General features: G+C 62.9%; 3 protein-coding genes. All 3 read left to right on the top strand.

The genetic code is table 11. The annotated features are described in order from the left end of the window. The first annotated feature begins 181 nt into the window (after positions 1–181). The 3 genes from WMO66_RS11785 to WMO66_RS11795 are packed head-to-tail and all read left to right on the top strand — an operon-like array spanning position 182 to position 3620. On the top strand, positions 182–865 hold the full coding sequence (locus tag WMO66_RS11785) for a response regulator transcription factor (protein WP_349136619.1): 684 nt from the start codon (positions 182–184) through the stop codon (positions 863–865). A 3-nt stretch (positions 866–868) separates the two neighbouring features. Continuing rightward, the gene (locus WMO66_RS11790; protein WP_349136620.1) at positions 869–2293 is read left to right on the top strand and encodes a sensor histidine kinase; all 1425 of its coding nucleotides are present in this window, start codon (positions 869–871) and stop codon (positions 2291–2293) included. A gap of 43 nt (positions 2294–2336) precedes the next feature. Continuing rightward, the gene (locus tag WMO66_RS11795) at positions 2337–3620 is read left to right on the top strand and encodes a S1C family serine protease (RefSeq protein WP_349136621.1); all 1284 of its coding nucleotides are present in this window, start codon (positions 2337–2339) and stop codon (positions 3618–3620) included. The last annotated feature ends 43 nt before the right edge of the window (positions 3621–3663 follow it).

Genomic DNA, 3663 nt, shown 5'->3' on the forward strand with positions numbered 1-3663 from the left:
TTCCTGCAATTTCCAAACCTCAATTTGGAACAAAATCCCTCGCTGACCGCTCTTGCAATTTAATCAGAGGTTCCTTAACAAAATGTTCAAGCAAATCGGTGAAAGTGGGATATAATGTAGGTAAAAAAGCGACGTGGGGGACGCTTTCTGCCTGCACGCCGGGAGAGAGGGACATATACTTATGGCGAAAACGGTTTTGATCGTGGAGGACGACCGCAACATTGCGGATCTTCTGCGCTTGTATCTGGAAAAAGAGGGCTACACGGTCGTCATCGCGCCGGACGGCATGCGCGGCGTGGAGCAGTTCCGCACCGTCCATCCGAGCCTTGTGCTGCTGGACGTGATGCTGCCGGGGCTGGACGGCTGGGGCGTCTGCCGCGCCATCCGCGCCGAGTCGCAGACGCCGATCATCATGCTCACCGCAAAGAGCGAAACGGAGGATAAGGTCAACGGTCTGAAGCAGGGCGCGGACGACTACATCACGAAGCCCTTCGAGATGAAGGAGGTGCTCGCCCGCATCGAGGCTGTGCTGCGCCGCAGCGGCATCGAGCCGGAGAAGAGCCGCCGCCGTCTGGAATTCGACAAGCTCATCATCGACATGGACGCCTTTGAGCTGACGGTCGACGGGAAAAAGGTCCCGACGCCGCCGAAGGAGATGGAGCTGCTGTACCATCTGGCCTCAACGCCGAACCGCGTCTATACGCGCAATCAGCTGCTCGACGAGGTCTGGGGCTTTGACTACTTCGGCGACACGCGCACGGTCGACGTGCACATCAAGCGCCTGCGCGAGAAGCTCGAGGGCGTTTCGGATCAGTGGGACCTGAAAACGGTCTGGAGCGTCGGCTACAAGTTCGAGGTGAAGTAAGCCATGCGCACGACATTTCGCCGTCAGGTCACGCTGATCGTCAGTCTGCTGCTGGCGGCGACCATCCTGCTGGGCGTGTCCTTCTGGGGCCTGTTCACGCACTATGTCATCCGGGAGCGTGAAAGCTCCCTGCGCGGAACGGCGCAGTCCGTCGTGTGGCTCACGCAGACGAGCGCCGTCTCGGACGACGTGACGACGAGCTGGGATTTTCTGCGCACGCTGTCCGTTGCCTCGTCCGCCTCCGGCAACGACATCCTGCTTTGCGATGCAGGCGGCAAGGTCGTGCTGTGCGCGCAGGACATTCAGGGCTGCTCGCACATCGGCTATCAGCTCCCGGCCGACAAGGTCGAGGCGCTGTTCAACGGCGAAAGCCCCGATCTGAATGATGAGGCGGCTGAAATCTACGGCCAGAAGCGCGTGGCCGTGGCGCTGGCCAGGACATCGTCCAACGGCGACCGGCAGGGCATCGTGCTTGTGTCTGTGGAGCGCGAGACGATCTCCGAGCTGACGACCGGTGCGCTGAAGATCTTCATGCTTACGGCGCTGGCCGTGTTTGCCGTGGCGCTGCTCGCAACGCCGTTCCTCACAAACCGCGAGACGAAGCCGATTCAGGACATGGCCGCCGCGGCGCGCCAGATCGCCCACGGCAATCTGAATGTCCGCGTTTCGACGAACTGCCAGACCGAGGAGATGGAGGAGCTGGCTGTCGCCTTCAACAATATGGCGGCCGCCATGCAGAATGCCGACACCGCGCGTCAGGAATTCGTGGCCAATGTCAGCCATGAGCTGAAAACGCCGATGACAACCATCGCGGGCTATCTGGACGGCATGCTCGACGGCACGATCCCGCAGCCGGAGCAGCGGCACTATATGGAGCTGGTCTCCACGGAGGTGCGGCGGCTGTCACGGCTCGTGCGCAACATGCTGGAGATTTCCCGCCTGAAGGATCAGGGCATCCCGGCTGACAAGCTGGCGGATTTCGACCTCTGCGAGGCGGCGGGGCAGGCGCTTTTGAGCTTTGAGCAGCGCATCAACCGCAAGCACCTGAATGTCGATGTAGATATGCCGGAGCTCGGCGTGACTGTGCGGGCCATGCCGGACGCCGTAACGCAGGTGCTCTATAACCTCATCGACAATGCCGTGAAGTTCATCGATGACGGCGGCACGCTCTCTATCCGCGTGGAGCGCAGCGGGAATAAGGCCGTCACCACGGTCGGCAATACCGGCCCGACCATCGCGCCGGAGGAGCTGCCGCTCATCTTCGATCGCTTCCATAAGACGGACAAGAGCCGCTCGACCGACCGCGACGGCGTCGGCCTCGGCCTGTACATCGTCAAGACCATCGTGCTGGCACACGGAGAGGATATCTATGTGACGAGCCGCGACGGCAAGACGGAATTCACGTTTACCCTGCCGCTGGTCCTCTGACCGGCGAGACGAAACCCCGAAAGGAGGGCGTGTTGTGGATAAAATGACTCCCATGGATCCGGAGTATCAGGAGACCCCGCCGGAATGGCAGCCCGGCACGCCGGGGTATTACGGAACGGGCCGCCTGCCGAAGCCGCCCCGCTCGCATACCGGCCTGATCGTCGTGCTGCTGTGCGTGATGATCGTGGCGAACGTCATCACAGTGCTGATGCTCCTGACGCTGCGCATGCGTGCCGTGCAGAAGAACACGACCGTCGGCGCGGAGACGGAGACCGACGTCACGCCGACGCTGACTGCGCCATCCGGCCACAGCGTCGAGCCGACGGAGCCGCGCACGAACGGCACGGGCACGCTGCAGATCAGCGCCGAGGACACGCAGACGCGCTCCGCCGGAGAGATCTACACGGCGATGCGGCCGAGCCTTGCGCTGGTGTACGCGGACGGAAACGGCGGCACGGCCATCGTCATGACGGCGGACGGCTACCTTATCACGAACGCGCACACCGTTTCCGGCGCGGAGAGCATCACAGTGCAGCTCAGCGATGGCACGGAGTATGCGGCGGCCCTGTCCGGCATGGACGAGAGCAGTGATCTGGCCGTTCTGAAGATCGAGCCGGAGACGGCACTGCAGCCCGCGGAGTTCGGCGATTCTGCCGGGGCTGCAGCGGGCGACACCGTCTATGTGTTCTCCCATCCGTTCGGTGCGGCGTTTGACAACGCCACCATGACGGACGGCAGCATTGCCGCCGTGCAGAGCGGCGTGCGCATCGGCGCGGAGACGCTCAACGTGTTCCAGACGGATGCCGCGCCGGACAGCGGCAGCGCAGGCGGACCGCTCGTGAACGAGGCCGGGCAGGTCATCGGCATCTGCATCGACCATGTCGGCTCGTATGTGTCCTACCAGACCGTGCCGGAGTTGGGCTTTGCCATCCCGATCAGCGAGGCGAAGACCATTCTCGACGATCTGATCGTCAACGGCTATGTCAGCGGGCGCGTTTCGCTCGGACTGACGGTCTCGGAGATCCCGGAGACCTACCGGCGCTTCTGGGGCCTGCCGAGCGGCGTCGTCATCGAGTCGGTCACGGCGGGCAGCAACGCCTACTATGCGGGCCTGCACGCGGGCGACGTGATCTGCCAGCTGGGCGACAGCGCCGTCACGAACCTCAACGACTACCGCAGCATTCTCAGCGCCTGCCATGTCGGCGAAGAGCTGCGCGTATATATCTACCGTGACGGGCGGCAGTATTACACGGATGTCACGCTGACCGGAAAGGGCGAAAGCCCATCCGAGATTGCGACGGAGCAGATGCAGAACGAAACGGAATAAACGGAATATGGTTCGGCCGGCCGGCGGGAAGCTCCCCCGGCCG

It is taken from the genome of Faecousia intestinalis, from assembly GCF_040096185.1.
Lineage (GTDB): Bacteria > Bacillota > Clostridia > Oscillospirales > Oscillospiraceae > JAZOXB01.

Excerpts from the sequence above, each read along its gene's own strand:
- WMO66_RS11785 (WP_349136619.1), top strand. The coding sequence starts at position 182 with ATGGCGAAAACGGTTTTGATCGTGGAGGACGACCGCAACATTGCGGAT.
- WMO66_RS11790 (WP_349136620.1), top strand. The coding sequence starts at position 869 with ATGCGCACGACATTTCGCCGTCAGGTCACGCTGATCGTCAGTCTGCTG.
- WMO66_RS11795 (WP_349136621.1), top strand. The coding sequence starts at position 2,337 with ATGACTCCCATGGATCCGGAGTATCAGGAGACCCCGCCGGAATGGCAG.